Here is a 25,812-nt window from a genome sequence, read left to right as displayed (position 1 = left end):
CAGCATCCCTTCCAGACATGAAAGTTAGCCTAACCTAACTTAGGCTCGCCTAAGCAAGGCTGCTCAACTGCCTTCTCGCCACGCCCGCCACAGTCGTGCGTACCGGCCTCCCAGGGCCACCAGCTCATCGTGCGTGCCACGCTCCACCACACGTCCCGCGTCCAGCACGGCGATCCGGTCCGCCGCCATCGCCTGGGTCAGCCGGTGCGCCACGAAGAGCGTGGTCCGGCCCGCACAGGCGGCCAGCACGGCGCGCTCCAGCTCGGCCGCGCCCTCGCTGCCGGCCTCCGCGGTGGACTCGTCGAGGACCACCACCGGCGACCGGCTCAACACCAGCCGGGCCAGGGCGATCTGGGCGACCTTGGTCACGTCCAGGCGTTCGCCGCCCTCGCCGACCAGGGTGTTCAGCCCGTCGGGCAGCCCGTCGGCCCACTCGCCGGCGCCGACCGTCCGGAGCGCGTCGGCGAGTTGGGCGTCGGTCGCCTCGGGCGCGGCGAGCCGCAGATCGTCGGCGAGCGGACCGGAGAAGACATGCGTCTCCTGGGTCAGGATGCTCACCAGGGCGCGCGCACCCGCCTCGTCCAGGCCCGAGAGATCGTGCGACCCGATCCGCACCGACCCCGACTGCGGGGTCCCGATGCCGGCGATCAGCGCGGCGAGGGTCGACTTGCCCGCGCCGGTCGCTCCCACCAGGGCCAGCGAACCGCCCGCCGGAATGGTGAGACTGACGTCCCGCAGGACCGGCTCCTCGCTGTCCGGGTAACCGAATGTCAGGCCCTCGACCGTCACCGGATACGGCGCGGCCTTCGCCGAGGCGACGGAACGGTCGCCCACGAGCCGGTCCTCCGTGTCCTCCGCCAGCACCCCGACCAGACGGGTCAGGCTCGCGCCCGACTTCTGCGCCTCGTCGAAGGTGAACATGATGGCGCCCAGCGGGGTGAAGAGCCGGTGGAACATCAGGGGCGCGGCGGACACCTCGCCGAGACTGGCGGCGTCCGCCTCCAGGAGGGCGTACCCGACGACGAGTATCAGGACCAGACCGATGAACTCGGCGCGGTTCTCCCGGCCGACGAACCGGCCGAAGAACCGGAAGACCTCGATACCGAGATTCCGCACCCGCCACGACTCACGGGTCACCGTCTCGCGGACGGAATCCTCCAGGCGGTACGCCCGTACGGTGTCGATGCCGTTCAGTCCGCTGATCAGCGCCTGTGCGCGGTCGGCCTGGGCCACCCGCTGCTTCCGGTAGAGGGGAGCGGACCGCGGGAGATACCAGCGCAGCGCGAGCGCGTACGCGGGCAGGGCGCCGGCGCCCGCCAGACCGAGCCGCCAGTCCAGTCCGAACATGCCAACGGTGGCGATGAAGACCAGCACACCCGCCGAGAAGACGGTGGGGATGGCGGTCCTGATGCCTCTGGACAGCACGGCCACGTCGTCGCCGACGCGCGACAGCACGTCGCCCCTGCCCACCTGTTCGACCCGTGCGCTGGGCATTCCGAGGACCGCCCGGACGGCGTGCTCGCGCAGCCGCGCGAGCAGGTCCGCGCCGAGGCGGCCGATCAGATAGGTCGAGGCGGCGGTGGCCGCCGCGCCGAGCAGCGCGGCGGCCCCCATCAGCACACCGACCGTGACGAGGACCGAGCGCGATTCGCCCTCGACGACTCCGTCGACCACCTGGCCCAGCAGGAGCACCGGCAGTACCTGGAGGGCCGCGCCGGCCACCGCGGTGAGCACGGTGGCCAGCGTCAGCCAGGGCGTCTCGCGGCAGTGCGCCAGGACCCACCGGGTGGCCTCGCCACCGGTCGCCGTACGCAGTGCCGCCGGGGCGGGGCGGGTGCCGGTGGCGCTCACCGGGCGACCGGACCGGAGTGGGAACGGGCAGGGGGACGCGACTGGTCGACCGCCATCGTCATCCCTACTCGACCGACTTGACGAGCTCGTCGATCGCGTACGGCAGGGAGAGCAGGGTGCCCTGGGACATGGCCGCGCCGATCGCGGGACCCTCGCTGTCCAGCAGGTACGACACCTTCTTGTTCTTCACCGCGGGCAGGTTGGCGAACAGCTCGGACTTGTTCAACGCCTCGGTGTCCGCCTTGTCGTTGACCACGAAGACGCGGTCGACGTCGATCAGGTCGATGCGCTCGGGCGAGAGCTCGGTGGAGAAGTCGCCGTCCGCGATGTCGTCGATCTTGGTCTGATACGTGAACCCGGAGCCCGTCACCAGCTGTCCACGTACGTCGGTGGAGGTGAAGGGGTAGATCGCGTTCTCGTACCAGGAGATGACGACCGCGGTCTGGTCCGCGAACTCGGGGTGCGCCTTCTTGGCCGCGTCGAGCTTCTGCTGGATGCCCGCCACCAGCTCGGTGCCCTCGTCCTCCTTGCCCAGCGCCTTGGCGATGTGGACCGCGTTGTCCTGCCAGGGAGCGCTGAAGGGCTCCTTCTCGGCCTTGGTACGGCCCACGGTCGGGGCGATCTTGGAGAGCTTGTCGTACGCGGCCTGGTCGATCTCGGAGTAGACCGCGATGATCAGGTCCGGGCGCAGGGCGGCGATCTTCTCGTAGTTGGGGCCCGAGTCGCCGTTCTTCATGATGACTTCGGGGCGGGCGTCGCCCCACTTGTCCTTCACCCAGGGCCACTGGGTGTTGATGTCGGGGGACTTGCCCGCCGGGTTCGGATACTGGTCGACCATGCCGACGGGCTTGATGCCGAACGCCAGAATGGCCTGGTCGTCCGTGTAGCCGACGGAGACGACCCGCTCCGGGGCCTTGGTGACCTCGGTGGATCCGAACGCGTGCTCCACGGTGACCGGGAACGCGCCGGAAGCGGCGGCGGGGGCGTCGTCGGCGGGCTTGTCCGCCGAGTCGTCGGAACCACATCCCGCGAGGAGGCCGACGCCGAGCGCCGCGGCGGACAGTGTGGCCGCCAGCCGTCGCCATGGCTTCACGAGCGTCGTTCTATGGAGAAGCATCCGGAATCCCTTGCATTCGCGCTACCCACTGCACCCATGTCTTAGGGCAGCCAAACCTTAACCTGCGTTGGTGAGGTTAGCCTAGCCTAACTCGCGAAATCCCTTTACCTCGCCATGGGTTGCCGGGGACCGCCGCGCGAGCGGACGCGAGCGGGTTCGGCCCGGTCCACGAACAGAGGTCCGGCCCGGCCCGAACGGGCGAGCTCAGACGTGCGTACGCCCCAGGGGCACGATGATCGGGCTGTCGCCCACCGGCGCGTCGATCACCTGGGCGCGCAGCCCGAACGCCTCGTGCAGCAGCTCGGCGGTGATCACGTCGCGCGGGTGCCCCTGCGCCAGGATCGCCCCCTCGCGCATCACGATGAGGTTGTCGCTGTAACGCGTCGCCAGATTGAGGTCGTGCAGCACCATGACCACGGTGCGCCCCGACTCGTGCAGATCGTCCACCAGATCGAGCACGTCGATCGCGTGCGCCAGGTCCAGATAGGTGGTGGGCTCGTCCAGCAGCAGCAGATCGGTGCCCTGAGCCAGTGTCATCGATATCCAGACGCGCTGGCGTTGCCCGCCCGACAGCGAGTCGACCGGACGGTCGGCGAGATCGGCCACCCCGGTCATGGCCAGCGCGCGCTCCACCACGGCGGCGTCGTCCGACGACCACTGCCGCAGCCAGCTCTGGTGCGGATGGCGGCCTCGGGCGACCAGATCGGCGACCGTCAGCCCCTCGGGCGCGACCGGCGCCTGCGGAAGCAGACCCAGCTTCTTCGCCACGTCCCTGGTCCTGAGCCCGGCGATGTCCTCGCCGTCCAGCACGACCGACCCCTCGGTCGGCCTGAGCAACCGGGTCAGGGTGCGCAACAGGGTCGACTTTCCACAGCCGTTGGGGCCGATGATCGTGGTGATCACCCCTGACGGGATCGCCACGTCGAGGGCGTCGATGACGGTCCGGCCGCCGTAGCCGACGGTGACACCTCTGGCTGCCAGCCGTACGACGTCGCCGGCGCCGGCCTCCGACAGGGCCTTCGGCCCGAACGCCGGTCCGGCCTCCGGTCCGAGCTCGGACCCGGCCTCTGTCTCGGTGATGAACTGAGCAGCCACATGCCCCCCTTATTAGGTTTGCCTAACCTTTTTATCATCTATCTGTCTGTCGCTGCCCGTCGAAGGTTGGCCCTCACGAGCAGATAGACGAGGAAGGGCCCGCCGATCCCGGCGGTGACCACACCGACGGGCAGCGTGATCGGCAGCGCCGCGCGCGCGATCAGGTCCGCGCCGATCAGCAGCAGGGCGCCCACCAGGCCGGAGGCCATCAACGGCGGTGTCGGGCACCTCATCAGACGCATCGCCACCTGTGGTGCCACGAGTGCGACGAACGCGACAGGACCCGCCGCGCTGACACCGACGGCGGCGAGCAGGACCGCGCACAGCAGCAGGACCGCCCGGACGACCGAGTAGCGCACCCCCAGACCCGCGGCGACCTCGTCGCCGAGGTGCATCGGCTTGAACTGGAAGGCGGCGGCGGCCACGACGGCCAGAAGGACGAGCGTGCACCAGAGCGCCACCCGCACGTCGTCCCACGACCGGTTGTCCAGCGAGCCGACCAGCCACACCTGGGCCCGCGCCACATCCCTGATGTCGGCCTTGACCAGCAGCCAGGTGGTGATCGCCTGCATCACCGCACTCACGGAGATGCCGATGAGGATGAGACGGAAGCCGTCGATCCCGCGCCGCCACGCGAGGAAGTAGACCAGCAGCCCCGTACCGAGGCCGCCCGCGAGCGCCGCGGCGGACATGCCCACGGAGCTGACCACGGCCTCGGTGGTGCCGCTCGACACCGTCACCAGGAACACCGCGACCGCGCCGGCGCCCCAGGTGATGCCCAGGATGTCGGGGCTGGCCAGCGGGTTGCGCGCGACGGACTGGGTGATCGCCCCGGACACGCCCAGCGCGATCCCGACGACGAGACCGGCGAGGGCACGGGGCATCCGCAGGTCCATGATCACGAACTCGTCGACCTGCTCGCCCCGGCCGAGGATCGTGGCGACGACCCGGGACAGACCGATCGGGAAGTCGCCGACGCCGATGGAGACGCAGAACAGCAGGAAGGTCGCCGCCGCCAGCAGCACCGTGACCAGCACCATCCAGGGCCGCCATACGAACGACAGTTGACCGACGCGCGCACCCGGCGCCACCGATCGCCTGCCGTCCCGCCCGTCTCTCCCGGCGTCTTCCGTCCGGGCGTCTGTTCCGCTCATGAGCTCTTGAACTTTCCACGCCAGACGAGCCCCGCGAAGAACGGGGCGCCGAGGAGGGCGACGACGACGCCCGAGTCCAACTCGCCCGGCCGCACCACCAATCGCCCCACGATGTCACTGACCAGGAGGATCAGGGCGCCGAGCACCCCCGCGTACGGCACCAGCCAGCGGTAGTCGGGCCCGGTGAGATAGCGGGCCACATGCGCGACCATCAGCCCGAGGAACGCGATCGGTCCGCACGCCGCCGTCGCGGCGCCCGCCAGCAGGGTGACGGCGACGATGCCGACGGTCCGGCTGCGCGCGATGTTCACGCCGAGCCCGCGCGCCACGTCGTCGCCGAGGTTGAGCAGGTTGAGAGCGGGCAGCGTGGTCAGGGCCAGTACGAGGCCGGCCACGACGAACGCGGTCACCGGCCAGATGACATCGAATCCGACGCCTGCCACGGAGCCCGAGTTCCAGAACCGCAGCGCGTTCAGCGACTTCTGGTCCGACAGCGAGATCGCGGTGGTCATCGCCGCGAGGAACACGGTGATCCCCTGCCCCGCCAGCGCGAGCGTCAGCGGATTGCCGGCTCCCCGGCCGATGCTGGAGAGACCGAACACGACGACACCGGCGACCGCCGCCCCCAGGAAGGCGAACCAGACGTACTGGAAGGGGTCCGTGAGCCCGAACAGGGCGATCGCCGTCACCACCGCGAACGAGGCGCCGGCGTTCACCCCGAGCAGTCCCGTGTCCGCGATCGGGTTACGCGTATACCCCTGGATCAGCGCCCCGCCGACGCCCAGGGCGATGCCCACGACGACGGCGAGCACCGTCCGGGGCACCCGCACCGTATGCACGATGAGCCTGATCTCGGTGAGCCGCTGGTCCGGTTCCGGCGCCGCGAACAGTCCGTGCCACACCTCGGCGGGACTCAGCGCGCGGACACCGACGGCCAGCGAGACCACCCCCACGACCAGGAGGACCACCACCAGCGTGCCCAGCCCCAGGGCCCGGTGCCGACGGGCCCCCGTTCTCGCTTCGGATAGCGGGCGTTCCACCGCAGTCGTGCTCATGTCGCCGTACGTTATCCCTTTGATCTACGAGGAGTGCGTGCCCGCCACGGAGGGGGACTTGGCCCCGCGGCCGAGCAGCGAGTCCAGGATCTCACCGACCCTGATCGCGGTGTTGGACAGCAGGGACGAGGTGATGCCGTGCGTGTGCTCCGTGCCGCCCTGGAGGTAGATGCCGCAGCCCAGGTCGGCGTCCGTCGCGACCCGGTAGTCGCGCTCGACGCGGACACGGCCCTCGTCGTCCCGGAGGCAGCGGTCCCCGACCTCGCCGAGGAGGCCGACGGGGTCGGCGGGGCCGTAGCCGGTGGCGAACACCACGACGTCGGCGTCCAGGAAGGTCTCCTCGCCGGTGACGAGGGACTTCACCGTGGCACGGGCCTTGTCCGGCGTCTCCTTCACATCGACCAGCCGGGAGACGTTGATGAAGCGCAGCCGCTCCGTGCCGAGGACCTTCTCCCGGTACATCTGCCGGTAGAGGTCGTCGATCAAGTCGATGTCCACCACGGAGTAGTTGGTGTTCCCGTGGTAGTCCATGAGCCGGCCCTTGACGTCCTCGGGGGCGGCGAAGTACTGGTCGACGGCCTCGGGATCGAAGATCCGGTTGGCGAACGCGCTGTCGTCGGCCGGGCTGTAGCCGTACCGCGAGAAGACGGCGCAGACCTCCGCGTCGGGGAACCGGCGGTGCAGATAGGCGACGTTCTCCGCGGCGCTCTGGCCGGCGCCGACGACGACGAACCGGGTGGGCGACGAGCCCTCCAACTCATCGACTCTCTTGAGGAGTTCCGAGTTGTGCCAGACGCGGTCGCCGCGCTCCACGCCCTCCGGCATCCGGGGACGCAGCCCGCTGCCGATGACAAGGTTGCGGGCCCGGTGGACCGCGAGCCCCTCCCCCGAGCGGACGGTGACATCCAGATACTCCGTGGTCCCGTCGTCGGCGACGACCGGCGTGACGCCGACGACCTCGTGACCGTACGAGACGGTGTCGTCGACCTTCTCGGCCGCCCACTCGAAGTAGTCGTGGAACTCGACCCGCAGCGGGAAGAGGTTCTTGTGGTTGATGAAGTCGATCAACCGCCCCTTGCTCTGGAGATAGCAGAGGAAGCTGAACTCACTGGTCGGGTTCCGGAGCGTCACCAGGTCCTTGAGGAACGACACCTGCATCGTCGCGTCGTCGATCAGCATCCCCCGGTGCCAGCCGAAGCGCGGCTGCTGCTCGAAGAAGTGAGCGGTGACCGGCTCCTGCCCGCCGACGCGTGCGTTGTGCTCGCGGACCGCGATCGACATCGCCACATTGGACGGCCCGAAGCCGATGCCTATGAGGTCGAGGACCGGTGCTGCGTCGCCAGGAAGAACCTGTGACATGTCACTCCCATTCATACGGGGGAAGCCGCCTGTCAGGCGTGGGGGTACGTGAGACACACAGAAGGTGGGCACGCCAACGAAGCGACCCCCTCTGAACTTAGGTGAGCCTAAGCTAATCTCCGACCACTGTCGAGTGGGGCCGCACGCACGGACACCCGCCGACTGGGCCACCGGGCAGGCCAGTTGCACACTAAGGTAAGCCTTGCTTAACTAGCTTCGGTCATTCCCTGCTCTGAGGAGGAACCCCCATGCGGGTCGTCATGTTCGGTTACCAGACCTGGGGACACCGCACCCTGCAAGCGCTTCTGGACTCCGAGCACGACGTGGTGCTGGTCGTCACGCACCCCAAGAGCGAGCACGCGTACGAGAAGATCTGGAGCGACTCCGTCGCCGATCTCGCCGAGGAGCACGGGGTCCCGGTGCTGATCCGCAACCGCCCGGACGACGAGGAGCTGTTCGAACGCCTCAAGCAGGCCGACCCGGACATCATCGTCGCCAACAACTGGCGGACCTGGATCCCCCCGCGGATCTTCGGCCTCCCGCGCCACGGCACCCTGAACGTCCACGACTCGCTGCTGCCGAAGTACGCCGGTTTCTCCCCGCTGATCTGGGCCCTGATCAACGGGGAGACCGAAGTCGGCGTCACCGCGCACATGATGGACGACGTGCTCGACGCGGGCGACATCGTCCGGCAGGAGTCCGTCGCGGTCGGGCCGAAGGACACCGCGACCGACCTCTTCCACAAGACGGTCGACCTCATCGCGCCGGTCACCGTCGGGGCGCTCGCCCTGATCGCCGCGGGACAGACGGAGTTCACCAAGCAGGACCGCTCGCAGGCGAGCTTCTTCCACAAGCGGTCGGCCGAGGACATCCGCATCGACTGGAACTGGCCCGCCGAAGACCTCGAACGCCTGGTCCGCGCCCAGTCGGAGCCGTACCCGAGCGCCTTCGCGTTCCACAAGGGCAGGCGGCTCGAAGTCCTCGCCGCCGTGGTGTCCGAGGGCCGCTACGGCGGTACGCCCGGCCGGGTCTTCTACCGCGAGGGCGAGGGCGTGGTGATCGTCGCCGGGGCCGACGCCCGCACGGGGCGCAACCACGGCCTGGCGATCACGCGCGTACGCACGGAGGACGGCCGCGAGCTGCCCGCGACGGAGTACTTCACCACCATGGGCGGCTATCTGACGAGCCGTCCCTGACGCGAGGGGCCGGCACCGACGGGCCGGAGGGCAGCACCCGCCGGGGACCTCAGGACAGTCCGAGTGCGAGGTCCGGGCGGCACACCTCGCAGGCCGGCAGACCGCCGTGCGTCAGGGCCTCGATCGCCTCTTCACGGCTGATCGCCCGCGCCACCGCACCGAGCGGGCTTCGAACGGCGAAGCACTTCGGGTCTTGGTGAATCGCCCGGAAGGCGGACTTCCCACCGTCGAGCGTCCACCGCGTCGCACCGGCGCCGGGGGCGCTCGCGGCGGCGGCCCCGCCCGCGGGTCCCTGGCCGCGCCCCTTCGCGCGCCCCTCGCCACGCCCCTTCGCGCGCTCCTCGGCGCGCGCTATCCAGCGCCTGGTCTGGGCGAGTTGCTGGAGCTGGACGCGTTCGAGGAAGCGAAGCATCTCGATACGCTCCCGGTCGCTCACGCGTTCGATTCTATGGGGTGATTCGGGGCGTCGGCCGCCAATCACACCGTGACCGAAAAGGCAAATAAGCCGCCGACCTCCTCTCATCGGCCGTCTACTGTACGAACGCACCGCGCCGCCCGTCGCGGTCATCTGAGGAGGAATACTGTGTCATCGCCCTGCGACCCCCAGAACGCTCCCGTCGGAGATGTGGGCGCGGCGCTCCTGATGATCGACTCCCGGCTCAAGAGCATCCATGACGGCAAGACCGAGATCGACCCCGAACAGCAGGAGCTGATCAACCAGTTCGCCCGGTCCCTGGGGCCCAGAGGGGCCAACGATGTGCTGGACGGCGCGTGCACACTCATCTACATGTTCATGACGTGGCTGCGGAAGGCTCACGAGGAGCACGACAAGGACGTCATCGAGTACGTGGTGCCCAACCTCGTGGCCACGATGCGCAGGATGCCCAAGAGCATCAGCCCCGAGGCGGTCCCCACCATGGCCGGCCTGGTCGTCGCGGCGGGCACCGGACTGAGCCCCAACCTCTGGCGCAAGCAGTACGGGGACTGGACCAAGGCGGAGATGACGCCCCTGGAAGCCACCGCCTTCCTGCTCGCGGAGCAGATCAACCGCATCACCGAGGACCCCGACTTCGCCACCCGTATGGTCAGCGAGGCTCTGACCAACTCGGACGGACGCTGACACATTGCTCGCCAGTGGCGCGTCCCTCCTGCCGGTCAACCCCACCCTGGGCGTGCTGCTCGCGGTACTTCTCATGGCCGCCGCCGGAACGGCCGCCCTCTTCCGCCTGGCACCGGACTCCGGGTCGGGGCGTTCGCGTCAGATCGTCACGGCGGGACTGCGCGCCGGCCTTCAACTGGCCGTGGTCTCCGCCCTCATCACCTGGGTGATCCACCACGCCGCGGCCACCGTGGCGTTCGTCCTGCTCATGTTCGCGGTCGCCGTCCGTACGGCCGGACGCCGTATCACCACCGACGGGACGTGGTGGAAGACGGCCGCGCCCATCGCCGCCGGTGTCGTGCCGGTGGTGGGCGCGCTCCTGCTCACCGGCCTCGTACCGGTGAAGGGCATCGTCCTGATCCCGATCACCGGCATCCTCATCGGCGGCGCCCTGACCGCAACGGTCCTGGCGGGCCGCCGGGCGCTGGACGAACTGGAGCTGCGGCACGGCGAGGTGGAGGCCGGGATGGCGCTCGGCCTCCTGGATCAGGAGGCACGCCTGGAGGTCGCCCGGCCGGCGGCCTCCGACGCGCTCCTCCCCGGTCTCGACCAGACTCGTACCGTCGGACTGGTCACCCTTCCTGGCGCGTTCGTCGGCATGCTCCTCGGCGGCGCCGACCCGCTGGAGGCCGGGGCGGTGCAGCTGTTCGTCCTGATCGCGCTGATAGCGATCCAGGCCGTCGCGGTGGCCGTCACCGTGGAACTGGTGACACGCGATCAGCTCCACCGCCCGGCCCGAGGCTCCGGAGGCACGCCCGCCTCGACGACCACCGCGACCGTACGGCGGGACCGGCTCGGCGCCTCCGTGAAGGCCGTCCTCACCCGCCGCCGGCCCCGGCCTCCCTCACCGCGCTAGCCGGAACGGGGGCTACGCGGAGGAGGACAGGATCTCGACGTACCCGTCGGTCCCGTGCACCCGGATCCGCTGCCCGTCCCTGATCAGCCGGGTGGCCCGCTCCACGCCCACGACGGCCGGCAGGCCGTACTCCCGGGCGATCACCGACCCATGGGTCATCAGACCGCCCACCTCCGTGACCAGGCCCGCGATTCCGACGAACAGCGGCGACCAGCTGGGGTCCGTGTAGGTCGTGACCAGGATGTCGCCCGCCTCCAGACCGGCGTCCCCCATGTCGAGGACGACGCGGGCCCTGCCCTCGACGGTCCCGGCGGAGACCGGCAGGCCGATCAGCGCGCCGGCCGGCACGTCGTCGCGCCGGTAGGTGCCGGAGACGGCCTCGCCGTCCGAGGTGAGCACCCGGGGCGTCGTGAGCGCGCGGTACGACCGGAACGCCTCCTTGCGCCGCCGGACGAGGCGGCCGTCCACCTGGTTCGAGCGCACGGCGTCGCGGAGTTCCTGGAAGGTGAGGTAGAAGATGTCCTCCTTCCGAGGAAGCACCTCCGCGTCCACGAGGCGCTCGGCCTCCTCAAGGAGGGCCCGCTTGTAGATGAGGTAGCGGCTGACGATGCCGTACTTGGGGTACTCCCGGTATCCGACGAAGGTCCTGACCCGGTCGATCATCCGCTGGGTCTCGTCGGCCTTCCGCGCCCCGTCCGGCAGGGCCCGCAGCCGGGACAGCACGTCGAGTTCCTTCTCCCGTGCCTTCCGCCGGCCCTGCTCGAAGCGCCGTGCGGCGGCGCCCGGCCCGAAGTTCCTGACGTTGTCGAGGATCACGGGCACGAGCGCGGTGGGGCGCTCGCGCCACCGCGGCCTGGTGATGTCGATCTCGCCGACGCAGCGCATGCCGTACCGGTCGAGGTAGGCCGCGACGGCGTCACGCGCCCCGGTGCCGCCCGGGAGCTTCGCCAGCTCGTCCAAGAAGGCTCCGTCCGGGAAGCCCTTGTCCTGGACGTCCTCCAGGAACGCCACCACCTCGGGCAGGGGCCGGATCACGTCCGCGACGTCGAGCAGCGCCAGTCCCATCTCCGACGTGACGTTGTCGGGGCCGGACAGGGTCAGTGTGTCGGCCGCGTTCTTCTCGCCCAGCCACTCGCGCAGCGTGTCGTTGAGCCACCAGGTGGCCTCCATCCCCGCCATGATCGCCTGATGGCTCAGCGGATCCCCGAGGACGCGCTTGTGCTCCTCGAAGGCCGTCAGCAGGAAGTCGAACAGCGCCGGCCCGGTCTTCGTACGGATGTCGCGTTCCAGAGCGGCGACTGACGTCTGGCTGCGCTCGATCAGTCCGGTGACGACGGCCGGATCGGTCTCGATCGGCGCGGGCGGACGGGCGGCCCTCGGCGGTCCGGCGGGAACCGTGTCCGGGAGCGAGGGGACGAAGCCGTCGCGGTCGAGGACGGTCTCCAGCGCGTCCCTGATCAGCGGATCGCCCCTCCCCATGACGTCCAGAAGACCCGCTCGGCCCCCGGGCGATGCCAGGCGAGGGGTGACATCGACGAACAGCCGCCCGCCGGCCTCGTGCATCGGCACCATGGCCGTCAGCCGCCACATGGAGAGCCCCAGGGGCTTCATGGCGTCGGTCATCATCTGGCCGTGACCGACGGAGACATAGACGTGATTGTCCTGGTCCCCCCTCTCGGGGACGGGGAACAGCGTCGTGATCGGCCGGCTCTGCACGATCGCGAAGCCGTCGTCGGCCAGGCACCACTCGATGTCCTGCGGCCGGCCGAAGTGCGCTTCGATCCGCCGCCCCAGCTCCACGAGCCGTACGGCCTGATCATCCGTCAGCGCCGGCCGCTCCTGTCGCCGCGACTCGATCGCCACCTCCTCCGTGCCGCCGGAGGGCAGGGGCCGGACTTCAAGCTGTTTCGCGGCGATCGTCCTGGCGACGACCTCGCCGTCCCGCACCGTGAAGACATCCGGGTTCACCAGGCCGGAGACCAGGGCCTCGCCGAGACCGAAGCCGGCGTCCACGGTGGCGACCTTCCGGTTGCCCGTGACGGGGTCGGCCGTGAACAGGACACCGGCCGCGTGCGGGAAGACCATGCGCTGTACGACCACGGCCATCCGGACCGTACGGTGGTCGATGCCGTTCTGCCGCCGGTAGGCCACGGCCCGCTCGGTGAACAGCGAGGCCCAGCACCGGCTGATGTGCCGGAGGATCTCCGTCGGCCCCACGACGTTCAGGTACGTGTCCTGCTGGCCGGCGAAGGAGGCCGTCGGCAGGTCCTCGGCCGTCGCGCTGGAGCGGACGGCGTACGCGCTCCTCTCGCCGAGCCCGCCGAGCGCGCGCGTGATCGCGGCCACGAGGTCGTCCGGGACGGCGATCCCCTCGATGGTCCGCCGGATCCGGGCGCTGAGCGTGCGGATCGCCTCCCGGTCGTCCGGCGCCAGAGGCGCCAGCCGATCGAGCAGATCGCCGATCGCCGGCGCCTGCTCCACGACCCACCGGAAGGCGTCCGTCGTCACGCAGAAGCCCTCCGGCACGCGGACGCCTTCGATCCGTGCCAGCCCTCCCAGGTGCGCGCCCTTACCGCCGACGAGCGCGATGTCCGTCTCGTCCACATCCTGAAGGCCCAGCAGATACCGCTCCCTCACCGAGACACCTCCGAGGCGACCGTCCCCGGTCGGCCCGCGGTGGCCGGTCCCACCAGCGGCTCGACATCACCGCGTTCCGCATACGCCGACAACAACACACGCACGTCGTGCCCCCATTTTTCCGCGAGTTCAGGCATCGGCGGACGATTCTGCGCCGTGACCCGGGTCTTGCGGCAAGCCCCCCGACGCGCTATAAGTTGAGAGTGGCAAGGAGAGAACTCTCCTTGCCCTTGGTGTTTTCCGCCCCCTGGACGGTCACCGGCCGACCTGTTTCCGCGCCGCGACCGCCCGACCGGCCCGACCCGTCGACCGGTCCGGTTTCGGGTCCGAGAGGTCAAGAAGCCTGCCGCGGCGGGATGTTGTGGTTGACGCGGAACCTGTTCTCGGGGTCGTAGATCGCCTTGGCCGCCTGAAGCCTCTCGTAGACCGCCGGATCGTAGGCCTCCTTGGTCCCCGCGACCGTGGCGTCTTCGGGCGAGAGGAAACCGGGGTGCCTCCGTGCGCTCAGCCAGGGCGCGAGGGCGTCGAGCAGATCCCGGCCCGAACCGGCGTACGAGGACACGTCCTCGCCCGGAGGCACCACGGTGAGCGCGAGGACGGAGAACCCGGCGTCGCGTCCGCCCACCGCGTCGGGCGCGGCCGGCGAGCGGCTGTACGCGCCCCCGAGCTGCCGGATGTCGACCATGTTGACCCGGCTTCCCGAGCCGGGGCCGACGGCGTCGACGATCGCGCGGACGGTTTCCGGGGTCATCTCCCGGAGGATGCCGAAGCGCTCCACGGCGGCGATGGGCTCGGTGGGATCCATGGCGATGGATCCGAAGTCCGTGTAGGGCATCGTGGACACGGTGTCCATCACGGCCGTCGCCGCCTGCCGCAGAGGCGCGATCAGCCTCTTCGCGTCTTCCTCCCGACCGACGTGGGAGAGCTGGATCGCCACCACCGGCTTGCCCCGCATGAACTCCGGAAGGTCAGGCAGCGGAGGGAAGTCGAGGAACACGAGTCCCGACGTCATGTCGTCCGGAGCCGTCGAGGTGAAGCGCCGGTACGCCTCGGCCACGACGGCGGCGTCCGAACCGGAGAAGAAGAGGGTGCCCGCGTACAGGCGCGTCACGGGGAAGAGGCCGAACTCCATCGCGGTGACGACACCGAAGTTGCTCTTGCCCCCGAGCAGCGCCGAGAACAGGTCGCCTTCCGCCATCGGCGAGACATGGCGCGGCTCACCGTCCGCCGTGACGACCTCGATGCGTGTGACCTGGTCCGACGCCCATCCGTACTTGCGTCCCATGGTGATGCTGCTCCCGCCGCCGAGGAGGTAGCCCACGACTCCGACGCCCGACGAGGAGCCGACGAGGGGGGCGAGGCCGTGTACGGCGGCTTCGGTGACGAGCTGTTGGAAACGGACTCCGGCCTGGACGCGGGCGGTGCCCGCGCCGGGGTCGACCGTGACGGCGGTCATCCGCGACGTGGTGATCATCAGCGTGTTGTCGGTCGCGGGCAGGGAGGGGCCGTGGCCCGTGTTGAGCACCGCGATGTCGAGCCCGAGCGTCCCGGCGCAGCGTACGGCCAGGGACACGTCCTCGGGGCTCGTCGCGCCGACGACCACGGCCGGGTGGTGCGTGACCGCCAGGTTGAAGACCGCGACCTCGTCGTCGTAACCCTCCGCACCGGGCGTCAGGACGGGGCCGTCCGCCTCCGCGGCGAGGACGGCCAGCTCGCGCTCCCACACCTCGCGGTCGGACACGCCGTTCCGTTCGCCTCGGGCCATGACAGTGCCTTTCCGCGCCGGCCTGCCGACGCTGTGCGCGCTCGGGCGTGAGGGGACGCCGTGAGCACCGTCGACCCGACACAGTGGAACGTTATCATCACATTTGCCCATTTTTAGGGCTACCGGTGGGCTGTTGCCCGCCGAGGGGCGAGGCCGTCCGCGCCAGGTGGGGGCCATCCGCGACCGGCGGCGGTGCACGCTCCCACTCGGCGGTCATTCACGGTGGTACACGTTGGACCGGGCCAGTTCGGGACCGGGCAGGAGTGAACCACCATGAGTGATCCGACCCCCGTCGATACCGGCTGGTCCTGGTACCGGCCGATGACGGCGCGCAGTACCGACGAACAGATCCGCACCTCGACCGAGCTGGAGCTCCTCTTCGACCTGTGCTTCGTCATCGCGGTGGCCCAGGCCGCCGCCGCTTTCGAGCACCAGGTCGCCGCCGGGCACATCGCCCACGGCGTGCGCGGCTACGCGATGGTGTTCTTCGCGATCTGGTGGGCGTGGATGAATTTCACCTGGTTCGCCTCCGCCTACGACACCGACGACGTCCTCTACCGGCTGCTGACCCTGGTGCAGATCGGCGGCGCGCTCACCTTGGCCGCCGGTGTGGCGAGAGCCCTCGACGACTCCGACTTCGTCCTCGTCGCCATGGGCTACGTGGTCATGCGCCTCGCGATGGTGGCCCAATGGCTCCGCGCCGCCTCCTCGGACCCCGAACGGAGGAGAACCAGCCTGCGCTACGCGATGGGAATCCTCACCGTCCAGATCGGCTGGGTCCTCGTCGCGTACGGCCTGATCCCGAATCTGTCGGTGTCCTTCCTCGTTCTGGTGGTGGCCGAACTCTCCGTCCCCGTATGGGCCGAGCGAACGGCGCGGACCACCTGGCACCCGTCCCACATCGCGGAACGCTTCGGCCTGTTCACCCTCATCGTTCTCGGCGAGACGGTGGCCGCTGCCGCCGCCGCGATGCGTGCCGCGCTCGACACGCACGCCTCGTACGCGGACATCGCGTCGCTGTCGATCGGCGGCCTGGTGACCGTCTTCGCCATGTGGTGGCTGTACTTCGCCGTCGACTCCCGCAGCCAGCTCGGCTCGCTGGGGGCCTCACTGCGGTGGGGATACGGCCACTACGCGGTGTTCGCCTCCGCCGCGGCGGTGGGCGCCGGTCTCAGCGTGAACATCGCGGAGGCCATCGAGCACGTGGAGATCTCACGGACCACGGTGGCGGCTTCCTACACCATTCCGGTCGCCGTCTACCTCACGGCGCTTCGGCTGATCCGCCGCCCGTCGAACCCGTCCGGAACACTGGACGGCCTGTGGATCCTGGCCCTGCTCGGCCTCCTCGGGGCCACCTTCGCGCACCGGACGGTCCTGGTCACCGGACTTGTCACCGGGGCCCTGGTAGCGGCGGCCGTGACGAACCTTCAGCGGAGGGCGGCCCACTGAGGCGTCCGGGGAGAGCGCGATCGGCGGCTCACAGGTCGATCACCACCCGCCCTCTGGCCCCGGCCCGCTCGGCGGCGTCCTGCGCGTCGGCGATCCCGTCGAGCGGGAACCGCTCGGCGATCGGGTAGCGCAGCTCTCCGGCGGCCACGGCGGCGGTCAGGTCGGCGGCGGCCGATTCGTTGGCGGACTCGGGGAAGTCGTCGTTGCTCAGGAACTGGACCGCGATGTTCTTGAACGCGAGGTTCCAGTAGGGCAGTGGCGCGTCGGCGTCGCTCGTCGCATAGGTGGCGATCTCGCCGTTGTACGTGAGCACCTCGAGGTCCGCCTCGATATTGCCGGCGAGATCCGTCTCGGCGATCCGGTCGACTCCCCCCGGAGCGATCTCCTTGACCTGCTCGATCATATTTCCCTCGTACAACCTGATGACATGGTGCGCTCCGGCGCGCAGCGCGTCGTCGACCTGCTCGGCGTGCCGCACGGTCGCGAGCACGGTGGCGCCGCCGCGTGCCGCGACCGCCACCGCGGCCCGTCCCACGCCGCCGAGCGGTGCGGTGACGATCACCGTCCGGCCGCGGACCGGGCCGCCGGAGAAGACCGCGCGGTGCCCGGTGATGCCCGCGATTCCCAGCAGGGCGCCCTGGTCGAATCCCACCCCTTCGGGCAGCTCGACCGCGTGACGACTGGGTACGACGACGTACTCCGCCGCCGTGCCGAAGGGGCGGTAGGACTGGGCGAGATACACCCAGACCCGGTGGCCGACTCTGGACGGGTCCACCTCCGTGCCCACGGCATCGACGACACCGGCCCCGTCGCCGTGCGGGACGACGCGGGGAAAGGCCATGGTGGAACCCCAGTAGCCGTGCCGCTTGCCGACGTCCCCCACATGGATGCCCGAGACGGCGACCCGGACCCTGACCTCGTACGGCCCCGGTTCGGGAACGGGCATCTCGCCGACGCGCAGGACCTTGTGGGCCGGCCCCTGCTCCTCGTAGTAGGCCGCGCGCATCACGGCGTCACCGGGATGCGGCTCGGCGGTCGGTGGAGTGGTCATCACGTGCCACCTTTCGGTGTCGGACTCCTCGGTGAAGTTCTCTTCGTCCCCGTCCCGCCGTGTCCGAGTGGTCGCCCTCGGCCGGATGTCCGCCATTCGGGTGAAAGTGCCGACGCGGCTTGTCAGGCCCGCTCATGGCCGGACGGGCGCGGCGCCGTGGCCGACGGTGGCCGGTCTCTGCGGCGGGCGCTTCCGCCCTCGGCGTCTGTCTTCTCAGCGTAGCGCCGACCCCACCCCCCGGGCGCGGCCCCGCCCGCGCTGCCGTACGCACCGGGGAGGTCCGGAACTCCCCCCTCGAGCCGGGGCGGGTGTTCACATCGGCGTCGAACTCCTTGAACGGCCCGGAGGTGATCGATAACACCGAGTTACTATCCGATTTGCGATAATCTGATAGACAGTCACCCATTATGAACGATGGGAGTATTGTGCGCGGCGATCTGACGTTCGGTGTCTCGTTGACGCCGACGACCGATGTGGCGGGCAACCGTGCCCTCGCCCTGGCGGCGGACGAGAACGGGCTGGACCTGATCGGCATCCAGGACCACCCGTACCTGGCCGACCATCTGGACACGTTCGTCCTGGCCGGCGACCTCCTGGCCGCCACCCGGAGGATCAGCGTGTTCCCGGACGTGGCGAATCTGCCGCTGCGGCCACCGGCGCTGCTGGCCAAGACCGCAGCGGCGCTGGACCTGGTGTCCGGCGGGCGGTTCGAGATGGCTCTCGGCGCGGGCGGCTACTGGGACGCCATCACCCGTCTCGGGGTGCCGAGGCGCACCCCTGGCGAGGCCAACGCCGCACTGGCGGAAGCCATCGCCGTACTGCGCGCGCTGTGGGCCGAGGGGAGCGCCCCGGTCCGGCTGGAGGGCGAGTACTACTCGGTCTCGGGGGTCCGCCCGGGACCCGTGCCGGCGCACCCGATCGAGATCTGGACCGGCTCCCAGGGCCCGAGGGCGCTGGCGCTGGCGGGGAGGGCGGCCGACGGGTGGGCCGCGCCCATCGCCCCCTATCTGCCCTACGAGAAGTGGGCCGAGGCCAACGGGATCATCGACGAGGCGGCCGTCGGTGCGGGCCGGGACCCCCGCTCCGTGCGCCGGATCGCCCAGCTGGTCGGCGCGATCACCGATGGGCCCGGGGACCTGCGCGCGGACGAGGGCAACGACCCCGTACGGGGAGACGCCCGGCAGTGGACGGAACTGCTCGTACGCCTGGGGACCGAGCAGCCGTTCACCGGTTTTGTCTTCTGGCCCGAGGAGCAGTCCGTGGCGCAGGTGACCGCGTTCGCGCGAGAGGTCGCACCGGCGGTGCGCGGACTGCTGGACCCGGCGGCCGTCTAGGGCATACCTGACGCTTCGTCAGACAACGCCGCCTGCGCCGTTTGCGCCGCCTCGGTGACCTCAATCGGCTCCGTGGCCTCCGTGGCCTCCGGCACGTCGACCGCTTCCGTCGTGACCACGACCACCTGGTCGTCTGCGCTCCACAAACGCCGCTCGGCCTTGTGGGGGTTGAGCCGGACCCCGTGGTCGGGTGCCGCCGTGCGTCGGTCGTCACGGCGGTAGCCGATGGCGCATTCGCCCCGGTCACGCGCGGCGGCCACAACGGTGGCGAACGTGGCCTCGCCGCCGGGGCGGACATAGTTCCCGGCGGGCCGCAGACAGATCGTGCTGCCCTCGGCCGAGAACAACTCGTCGAACACGGCCGCCAGATGGCGGTTCTGCGCGATCTGTGCCATGAGCAGACCGGTCAGCTCCCCGCTGACGATGACGTCGGAGCCGGGATTGACGGGGGCCAGGGGCCGGTTGCGGTCGTCGGTGAGTTCGCTGACGACCCGTAACTCCCGTCCGCCTGACCGCTCTTGGAGCAGCCGCAGGGCCAGCAGCATCACCAGCGTCCAGTCGTCGGGGTGGTCCTGGCCGTCGCCCGGGTCGGGGCCGAGGACGATCAGACCGTCGTACGGCGCGAGGTCCGGACCGAGCAGGGTCTCCGGCCAGGGCAGGAGCGCGGACCGGAACCGTACGGTCAGCCGGGCCCCGGCAGCCGGACCCGGCGCCCGCTCGTGCGCCACCTCCGGCTCCGGTTCGCGCACCGGCTCGGGCTCCGGCTCGCGTGGTCCGGGCACGGCCCCCTCCGTCACCACCTCCAGCACGGAACCCGGCCGGGCCGTACGCCGTAACTGCCCCACGACGAGAGGCGCCCGCCGGTTCCAGCCGAGCATCAGCAGACGCGCGGGGCCCTCCGCCGGCGGCCGGCCCGTGGCCGTCGCCGACGCGTCGACCAGGTGCAGACAGTCCTCCGGGAGCGCCGTGCCGTCGTCCCGGGTGAGGACGATCAGCCGGCTGCCCGCCGCGACGACGGTGTCCGCGGGCGGGTTGAGGAGCGTACGCCCCTGGGGGGTCAGCAGCCCGACCACACAGGAGTTGGCGTGGCCCAGCAGTGTCGCGCCGAAAGGCCTGCCGTGGAACGCCGTCGCGTCCGCGAGGTGGAACTCGTCCCCGGCGAAGTCGAGGAGGTCGCGCAGGACGAGGGAGAGGCCCGGACGGCCGACGCACTGCGCGATCAGCCGCGCGGTGACCGTGTCGGTCTCCAGGACCGTGCCGTGCGGCCCGGCGGCCAGCCGCGCCGCCGCCCGGTAGTGGTCGTCCCGTACAGCCGCGAGCACCGGCGGTCCGGCCGCCCCCTCGCCGATGACCGCGCGCAGTGCGAGCAGGGTCCGCAGCATCTCGGCGTCGGCCCGTGGCTCCGCCGTGGGCAGCACCAGCACGGTGCTCGCCGCCTGCGGGCTGACCAGCGCGAGTACGGCGGGATCGCTCGCGGGACCGGTACGGCAGATGAGCCGGGTCCGGGCGCCGGGACCGATCCGGGGCGCCAGCGCGCGCTCCATCTCGGTCTTGTCCTGGTCCGCGAGGACGACGACCGCGCGCGGCCGGTGGGCCGCCTGGGCGGCGACCAACTCCCCCACCACCGTGCCGACCTGGTCCGACCAGCCGAGCACGACGACATGCCCCTGCTCCAGGACGGTCGACCGTCCACGGCTCAGCTCGGCCATCCGCTCCGCGAGACTGTTCGTGATCACACCGACGAGGGTCGACACGCACAGCAGCGCGACAAGGCCGAGCAGGGCCGACAGCATCATCCGCAGCGGCGTACCCGTCATGGCTCCCAGGCGCAGCGTCTCGGCGCTGGTCCGCCAGGCCTCCGTCAGCCGGTCCGGCACCGACCGCGGCGAGCCGGGGTCCGTCCACACCAGCAGCACGCTCACCGGTACGACGACGGCCAGACAGGTGGCCACCAGCCAGCCCATCAGTGTGCCGGTGCTGCGCGCCAGCGTACGGTCGAACCGGTAGCCCGCCCGCTCCCGCAACGAGCCCGGCCGCCGACCCCTCACTCGTCCCACGCCCGCCCCTCCCCCATGCCGTGTGCGACGGCCCGTGACGGTCGGCCCGCATTGCGCACAGTGCGGGCTCCGACAATGGAACACGCCGTAATCGGCGGTCGATTCACCCTTTCGGGCGGGCGGGCCGTGCCGGGCGACCGGACCGGGCCCCACGCGGGCCACGGCGCGCACCAGGGAGCGACAGACCCTAGGTGCCGTCGGAGGGCTGCTGGGCGAAGTCCTTCGTGCGGATCGTGGCGAAGGAGATCACACCCGCGGCGAGGGCGATGATCGCGCCGACGAGGAGGATCTCGTTGAGGGCCGAGGTGAAGGCGGCCGCGGTGAGCTCTCTGACCGGTGCACGGGCCTCGGCCGGGAGGGAGCCGAGGATCTGGCCGACCGTTCCCGACTCGACGGCGGTGGCGATCCGGGGGCCGAAGTCGCTGAGGCCGGGGACGGCGTCGATATGGTCCCGCACATAGGACTTGACCTTGCTGGAGAAGAGGGTGCCGAGCAGCGCGATGCCGGTGGCGATGCCGATCTGACGGAATGTCGAGTTGATGCCCGAGGCCATCCCGGCGTGGGCCGGCTGGACCACACCGACGGCGGTGGACGCCAGCGGCGGATTGACCAGGCCGAGACCGGCGCCGGACAGGAGCATGCCGGGGATCAGATGGGTCCACTCGCTCTGCGCGTCCAGACCGCGCATCCAGAGCAGCCCGCCGCCGACCATCAGCAGTCCGGGGCCGATCAGGTACCGCACCGGCATCCTGGAGCTGAGCCGTCCCGACACCGTGGACACCACCAGGATGCCCACGGAGATCAGCAACAGCCTTACGCCCGCGCCCAGAGCGCTGAAATCGAGTACGTCCTGGAGATAGAGCACGAGGTAGAGCAGCAGCGACAGGAGGGAGGCGCTCAGGGCGAAGGCCGCCACCAGTCCGCCGGTGAAGGTGGGCTTCCGGAAGAGCGACAGGTCGAACATGGCCTGCCGGGTGCGCAGTTCGACCAGCACGAAAGCGATCAGCAGTACCACCGCCGCGGCCAGGCACGCGATGACGACGGGGTCGGAGAACGAGTCGTGGCTGGACTGGATGAGCGCGAACACCAGGCTCGACAGGCCGGCGGTGAAGAGGACGAAGCCGGGCCAGTCGGGACGGCGGGCCTCCGGGTGGCGGGAGTCGGCCACCTTGAGCAGGGTGATCGCCACGGCGATCACGCCGATCGGCAGGTTGACGAAGAAGATCCACCGCCAGGACAGCCCCGAGGTGAGCACACCGCCGAGCAGCGGTCCGATGGCCACCGCGAGGCCGGTGATCGTGCCCCAGACACCGAAGGCGATACCGCGGTCCTTGCCGCGGAACGCGTCGGCCAGCAGCGCGAGCGAGACCGAGAACATGATGGAGCCGCCGATTCCCTGAAGGCCCCGGGACAGTTGCAGCATCAGCGGATCTTCGGCGAGACCGCAGAGCAGTGAGGCCAGACCGAAGATCGTCAGACCGATCACATAGAGCCGCTTGCGGCCGTACATGTCGGCGAGACTGCCGGCGGTGAGCAGGAGAGCGGCCAGGGTGAGGGCATAGGCGTCGACGACCCACTGGAGGTCGGAGAAGCTGGCGTGCAGGGAGCGCTGGATGTCGGGCAGCGCCACGTTCACGATGGTGATGTCCAGCAGCAGCATGAACGTACCGAGGCAGACGGCGGTCAGTGTCCACCACTTGTTCAGCGTGGGCGGCGTGCGCCCCGGTCGGCGCGGGCCGTGGGGGGCGCCTCCCGGAGCACGGGACAGGTCGGAGCTGTCCGGTTCGGACGCGTCGGGCTCGCTGTCAGCCATGCGCGCTCTCTTTCTTGGCCTGTCGGGCGTATCGGTCCTCCCGACTATCTCCCTCCCACGGCCCCGGGCCGTCCCTCACTGCGCGGGCCAGTCGGGCGAAACCTGGCGGCGGCCCGTCGGGCAGTCCTGGTCGTGGCCCCGGAGAAGAACCTTGTGGTGCGCGCGGGGGATGTCGACCGGTTCGTCGACCATCTACGTGCGGCCACGGCGCTGGACGGCCGTGGCCGGACGAGACGCGACGCCCGACGCCGAGGCCAACGCCCGACGCCCGACGCCCGACGCCCGACGCCCGCGAGGACGCGCGTCCGGCCGGGCCGGGCGCGGAAACCTCGCGGGGGCGTCGGGACGGCCGCCGGGCGGGTCAGATCTGCTGCGGGTGGAGGAGCACCTTCGAGTAGCCGGGCTCCCGCTTGTCGAAGCGGGAGTACGCGTCGGGCGCCGACGACAGCGGCAGCTCCTGGGAGACCACGAAGCTCGGCTTCGCCTTGCCCGCGATGATCATGTCGCGCAGCTGGTGGGCGTAGCGCTTGGCGTCGCACTGGCCGGTGCCCATCCGCAGGCCCTTCTCGAAGAACCTTCCGATGTTGAAGAGCAGGTACCCCTTCGCGGCGTCCTGGTTGGGCGCGCCGGGGTCGGTGGGCACGTACAGCCCGACCGTGCCGATCGAGCCCGTCGGGCGGACCGTCTCCACGAGCTGGTTGAGCACGAGGGCCGGCTGCTCCTGGCCCTCGGGCACCGTGGCCTGGTAGCCGACGGCGTCGATTCCCCGGTCGACGCCGACGTCGCCGATCGCCTCCTTGATCTGCTGCGCCGGGTCGTCCGCGGTGTAGTCGATCGGGGTCGCGCCCATCTGCTTGACGAGGTCCAGGCGGTCCTTCACCCGGTCGACGACGAAGACCCGGGCCGCACCCTTGAGTATCGCCGAGTAGCCCGCCATCAGCCCGACGGGACCGGCCCCGAAGACCGCGACGGTCTCGCCCGGCATGACGCCCGCCAGCTCGGTGGCGTGGTAACCGGTGGAGAAGATGTCGGCCAGCAGCGCGAAGTCGGCTTCGTGCTCCTCGCCCTCCGGCAGGGGAACGCAGTTGAAGTCGGCGTAGGGCACGCGCAGATACTCGGCCTGGCCGCCCCGGTACGGGCCCATCGCCACGTAACCGTAGGCGCCACCGGCGAACCCGGGGTTGACGGTCTCGCAGAACGCCGTCTTGCCCGCCCGGCAGTTACGGCAGAAGCCGCACGCGACGTTGAACGGGACGACCACCCGCTGGCCGGGCTTCAGGCTGGTGACGCCCTCGCCCACCTCCTCGATGATGCCGAGGTTCTCGTGGCCGAACACCAAGCCCGACTCGGCGGCCGTACGGCCCTCGTACATATGCAGGTCGGACCCGCATATACAGGTCGTCGTCACCCGCAGCACCACGTCCTGCGGAGTCTCGATGCGCGGCTTCTCCACCTCGTCGACCGAAACCTCGTACGGGCCGTGGAAAACTACTGCCTTCATGGTGTTTTCCCCTCTTCGTCCGGGCCTCCTGCTGAGGGCCCACACCCCGAGTTCCCACCACTCGATACCCATGGCCCGGCGGAGAAATCTGCCATTTGTTCGCTTTATCAGGTTTGTCTTCAAGGGATGCCGGAATGCGATCGGCCACCGACCGGGGGTGATCACGGAAGGGGCATATGCACGGTCCTACGCGTCCCGCTTGACCTCAACCTTGGTTCATGTCTGAGGCTGCCTGTGCGGCGCCGGAAGCGACCGGGGACACGGCCCCGGACCGATCGCCCGCATCAAGGAGGTCCGGCCATGACCGAGACGGTGACCCGGTGGATCAGAGACCACGCGCATCGCCTCACCACCTTCGACCCCGAAGCCCCGTCGACCGATCTCCTGCCGATGGTCGACATGGTGCGAGGCGCCCAGGTCGTGGCCCTCGGCGCCTCGACCCGTCAGACCCACGAACTGTCCGCCCTCTCGCACAGGATCGTCCGTCTGCTGGTCGAGGAGCTGGGCTTCCGTTCCGTCTCACTGGAGGGGGACGATCCGTCGAGGGTCGGACTCGACACGTACATCAGCGGGGGAAAGGGCGATCCGCGGGAGCTGCTGGCCGGAGCCCGGCCCTTCTGGGGGACCGAGGAGATCCTCGGACTCGTCCGCTGGATGCGCTCCTACAACCGCCAACACCCCGATGATCCGGTTCGGTTCGCCGGGACCGACCTCGCTCCCCGGGGCAGGAGCCCCCGGTTCGACGATCTGGCCGACGTCGAGCGGAGACTGGCCGAGGACACGATCCGGTGGCACGAGGGCACCGCCGACAGGATCGTGTACTGGGGCGGCCTCGCGCACACGGCCAACGGCGACCCGCGGACCGTCTCCCCGTCACCGACGCCGCAGACGCACCGGAACGCCGGCGGCCGTCTCCGCGAGCACTTCGGGGCCGGCTATGTGTCCCTCGGTCTGACGTTCCACCACGGCAGGGCGCCCTACCCCGTCCCGGCCCCGCCGGCCGAATTCGCCGACGCGGTCCTGGGAGGAGCGGGGATCGACGCCTACCTTCTGGACCTGCGGGCCGACGCTCCGACCGCCGTACGGAGCTGGCTCGACAGACCGACAAGGACGCGTCTGATCGGTCCGCACTACGACCCCGAGGACAACGCCTCCTACCACCTCTCCGGTGGGTCGCTCGCGGACTGGTTCGACGCCGTCGTCCACACGCGGAAGGTCACCCCGGCGCGGTTCCTCGATCCCGCCGCCAACTGAGTCCCGGCGCGAAGAGCCCATCAGCGGCGAACACGGAAACGCGTCGGCCCGGTCGCCCCCCGCGGATTCCGCGGGGGGGCCGGGGTGTAATACCACGGCCCGACCCCCA

19 protein-coding genes are annotated in these 25,812 nt (G+C 70.4%); 6 read left to right on the top strand and 13 right to left on the bottom strand.

The genetic code is table 11. The features are described from left to right. Nucleotides 1–63: 63 nt before the first annotated feature. The 6 genes from ACFWU9_RS26075 to ACFWU9_RS26050 all read right to left on the bottom strand — a co-directional run bounded on the left by ACFWU9_RS26075 (nucleotide 64) and on the right by ACFWU9_RS26050 (nucleotide 7,631). On the bottom strand, nucleotides 64–1,851 hold the full coding sequence (locus ACFWU9_RS26075; RefSeq protein WP_384322460.1) for an ABC transporter ATP-binding protein: 1,788 nt from the start codon (nucleotides 1,849–1,851) through the stop codon (nucleotides 64–66). A gap of 64 nt (nucleotides 1,852–1,915) precedes the next feature. Beyond that, on the bottom strand, nucleotides 1,916–2,968 hold the full coding sequence (locus ACFWU9_RS26070; protein WP_384322458.1) for an iron-siderophore ABC transporter substrate-binding protein: 1,053 nt from the start codon (nucleotides 2,966–2,968) through the stop codon (nucleotides 1,916–1,918). Nucleotides 2,969–3,172: 204 nt separating this feature from the next. Beyond that, on the bottom strand, nucleotides 3,173–3,982 hold the full coding sequence (locus tag ACFWU9_RS26065; protein WP_384322583.1) for an ABC transporter ATP-binding protein: 810 nt from the start codon (nucleotides 3,980–3,982) through the stop codon (nucleotides 3,173–3,175). Between the two features lie 119 nt (nucleotides 3,983–4,101). Continuing rightward, on the bottom strand, nucleotides 4,102–5,217 hold the full coding sequence (locus ACFWU9_RS26060) for a FecCD family ABC transporter permease (protein ID WP_384322456.1): 1,116 nt from the start codon (nucleotides 5,215–5,217) through the stop codon (nucleotides 4,102–4,104). Beyond that, a complete protein-coding gene (locus ACFWU9_RS26055) occupies nucleotides 5,214–6,272 on the bottom strand; it encodes a FecCD family ABC transporter permease (protein WP_384322454.1) in 1,059 nt (352 codons plus the stop codon). The genes ACFWU9_RS26060 and ACFWU9_RS26055 overlap by 4 nt, the downstream gene beginning before the upstream one ends. 24 nt (nucleotides 6,273–6,296) lie before the next feature. Continuing rightward, complete coding sequence (locus ACFWU9_RS26050; RefSeq protein WP_384322452.1) at nucleotides 6,297–7,631, bottom strand: lysine N(6)-hydroxylase/L-ornithine N(5)-oxygenase family protein; 1,335 nt, start codon at nucleotides 7,629–7,631, stop codon at nucleotides 6,297–6,299. Nucleotides 7,632–7,879: 248 nt separating this feature from the next. Here ACFWU9_RS26050 and ACFWU9_RS26045 point away from each other — a divergent pair, with 248 nt between their 5' ends. Next, nucleotides 7,880–8,827, top strand: a complete 948-nt coding sequence (locus tag ACFWU9_RS26045) for a methionyl-tRNA formyltransferase (RefSeq protein ID WP_384322450.1) — start codon at nucleotides 7,880–7,882, stop codon at nucleotides 8,825–8,827. 49 nt (nucleotides 8,828–8,876) lie between these two features. On the opposite strand, the gene ACFWU9_RS26040 is transcribed toward ACFWU9_RS26045, so the two are convergent. Then, complete coding sequence (locus ACFWU9_RS26040) at nucleotides 8,877–9,263, bottom strand: DUF6233 domain-containing protein (protein ID WP_384322448.1); 387 nt, start codon at nucleotides 9,261–9,263, stop codon at nucleotides 8,877–8,879. Nucleotides 9,264–9,410: 147 nt separating this feature from the next. Between ACFWU9_RS26040 and ACFWU9_RS26035 the strand changes: the two genes are divergently transcribed. Further along, nucleotides 9,411–9,947 carry a hypothetical protein gene (locus ACFWU9_RS26035; protein ID WP_384322446.1) on the top strand — a complete coding sequence of 179 codons (537 nt, stop codon included), beginning with the start codon at nucleotides 9,411–9,413 and terminating at the stop codon, nucleotides 9,945–9,947. A gap of 4 nt (nucleotides 9,948–9,951) precedes the next feature. Further along, nucleotides 9,952–10,842: an ABC transporter permease gene (locus ACFWU9_RS26030; protein WP_384322444.1), complete on the top strand. Its 891-nt coding sequence runs from the start codon at nucleotides 9,952–9,954 to the stop codon at nucleotides 10,840–10,842. A 12-nt stretch (nucleotides 10,843–10,854) separates the two neighbouring features. Here ACFWU9_RS26030 and rph read toward each other — a convergent pair whose 3' ends face one another. Beyond that, nucleotides 10,855–13,479, bottom strand: coding sequence for a rifamycin-inactivating phosphotransferase (gene rph / locus ACFWU9_RS26025; protein WP_384322442.1), 2,625 nt, complete (start codon nucleotides 13,477–13,479; stop codon nucleotides 10,855–10,857). Between the two features lie 334 nt (nucleotides 13,480–13,813). After that, nucleotides 13,814–15,244: an FAD-binding oxidoreductase gene (locus ACFWU9_RS26020; protein ID WP_384322440.1), complete on the bottom strand. Its 1,431-nt coding sequence runs from the start codon at nucleotides 15,242–15,244 to the stop codon at nucleotides 13,814–13,816. Nucleotides 15,245–15,517: 273 nt separating this feature from the next. On the opposite strand from ACFWU9_RS26020, the gene ACFWU9_RS26015 reads away from it, so the two are divergent. Then, entirely contained in the window at nucleotides 15,518–16,693 is a 1,176-nt protein-coding gene (locus tag ACFWU9_RS26015) for a low temperature requirement protein A (protein ID WP_384322437.1), read from the top strand. 28 nt (nucleotides 16,694–16,721) lie between these two features. On the opposite strand, the gene ACFWU9_RS26010 is transcribed toward ACFWU9_RS26015, so the two are convergent. Beyond that, on the bottom strand, nucleotides 16,722–17,744 hold the full coding sequence (locus ACFWU9_RS26010) for an NADPH:quinone reductase (RefSeq protein WP_384322435.1): 1,023 nt from the start codon (nucleotides 17,742–17,744) through the stop codon (nucleotides 16,722–16,724). A gap of 407 nt (nucleotides 17,745–18,151) precedes the next feature. On the opposite strand from ACFWU9_RS26010, the gene ACFWU9_RS26005 reads away from it, so the two are divergent. Next, a complete protein-coding gene (locus tag ACFWU9_RS26005) occupies nucleotides 18,152–19,078 on the top strand; it encodes an LLM class flavin-dependent oxidoreductase (RefSeq protein ID WP_384322433.1) in 927 nt (308 codons plus the stop codon). On the opposite strand, the gene ACFWU9_RS26000 is transcribed toward ACFWU9_RS26005, so the two are convergent. From ACFWU9_RS26000 to ACFWU9_RS25990, 3 genes are all read right to left on the bottom strand, one after another. After that, the gene (locus ACFWU9_RS26000; RefSeq protein WP_384322581.1) at nucleotides 19,075–21,042 is read right to left on the bottom strand and encodes an NAD-binding lipoprotein; all 1,968 of its coding nucleotides are present in this window, start codon (nucleotides 21,040–21,042) and stop codon (nucleotides 19,075–19,077) included. The genes ACFWU9_RS26005 and ACFWU9_RS26000 overlap by 4 nt on opposite strands. Nucleotides 21,043–21,322: 280 nt before the next feature. Beyond that, the gene (locus tag ACFWU9_RS25995; protein ID WP_384322431.1) at nucleotides 21,323–22,948 is read right to left on the bottom strand and encodes an MFS transporter; all 1,626 of its coding nucleotides are present in this window, start codon (nucleotides 22,946–22,948) and stop codon (nucleotides 21,323–21,325) included. Between the two features lie 361 nt (nucleotides 22,949–23,309). After that, complete coding sequence (locus ACFWU9_RS25990; protein WP_384322429.1) at nucleotides 23,310–24,449, bottom strand: glutathione-independent formaldehyde dehydrogenase; 1,140 nt, start codon at nucleotides 24,447–24,449, stop codon at nucleotides 23,310–23,312. A gap of 300 nt (nucleotides 24,450–24,749) precedes the next feature. Here ACFWU9_RS25990 and ACFWU9_RS25985 point away from each other — a divergent pair, with 300 nt between their 5' ends. Then, entirely contained in the window at nucleotides 24,750–25,703 is a 954-nt protein-coding gene (locus ACFWU9_RS25985; RefSeq protein WP_384322427.1) for an erythromycin esterase family protein, read from the top strand. Nucleotides 25,704–25,812 lie beyond the last annotated feature (109 nt).

The organism is Streptomyces sp. NPDC058653 (assembly GCF_042716895.1).
In the GTDB taxonomy this organism is placed as follows: domain Bacteria; phylum Actinomycetota; class Actinomycetes; order Streptomycetales; family Streptomycetaceae; genus Streptomyces.
This window is presented reverse-complemented; position numbering and strand designations above follow the sequence as displayed.